Genomic DNA, 960 nt, shown 5'->3' with positions numbered 1-960 from the left:
AGTGACTAAGCTAATCGCTTCTAATTTAAATTCTCGGGTATATTGGTTGCGTTTGTTGGTCATACTATTTTCCTTCTTTGGGTTAGTATAGCCTCTTAGCAGTTGTCCAATTTAATTATGCCACTACACACTGAGCGCCTCAGTCGACTGCAGGTGTGCGTGCTTGGCCTCCGCTAACGTCTCGCTCAGCTCAGCGCCTAACTTAAGCTGCTGCTGTCCTGCATCATTGACCCACGCAGACTCATGCTCAGCTTGTGTGTGTCTGATATTAAAGGTAGAGAGTAGCACTCCTGTATCACCACTAATCTGTAGCCCATGATCGGTAGCGACATTGATGCCTTGACCACTATCATTTGATTGATGATTGCTAAAGCGGTGGCGTAGTGTACCCAATGCAACGACATGCTCATCAGGGGCAAAGACCGCACTAGAAGTGATGGTTGGTGTCTCAGCATTAGCGCGCGCACCAGTATTTACCGTCCACTGTAGACCGACCTTGTTTGGCGTATCATCAAAGCTCATCGTCACTTCAGACTCAGACGTTAGCCCGTATTGAGCAATACCAGATATCCAGCCACTATGAGTATCATCGTCATTGATTTGCGAATGACCGAGACCACCGCCATGCCATCTGGGAGAGGCACCGCCTTTGAGGTTATGGCGATTGGCTAAACCGGCATCTTGAGTGGTGATGTCTTTCTCATCCACATCACCCATACCGATACCATCAAAGAGCGCACGGCTGATCACGGGACTGTCAATATCGCCATACCAGTGGTTAAGGAGTACGGACTGTCCGATACGCGGAGCAAACTGCCACCCATGTGTCGCCCCTGATGACAGTTGTAATGCGCGCAGCGGTGGGGTGGTGCCATCATCGTGAGGACTGAGCATGTTGGAGACGTGGTAATCCCCCCAATAAATAAGAACACTCATAAATAGAGAGTAACTGCTAGAATA

Annotated in this window: 1 protein-coding gene; it reads right to left on the bottom strand. The window is 49.1% G+C overall.

The genetic code is table 11. From position 1 onward, the window contains the following. Nucleotides 1-123: 123 nt before the first annotated feature. Nucleotides 124-960: type VI secretion system Vgr family protein (locus EI164_RS16400; RefSeq protein WP_225739370.1), on the bottom strand; the 837-nt coding region annotated here is incomplete at its 5' end.

Origin of the sequence: Psychrobacter sp. FME13, assembly GCF_014861395.1 — a bacterium.
GTDB lineage: Bacteria > Pseudomonadota > Gammaproteobacteria > Pseudomonadales > Moraxellaceae > Psychrobacter.
Note: the sequence above shows the minus strand (reverse complement) of the source record. Positions and strands in the feature narration are given on the sequence as shown.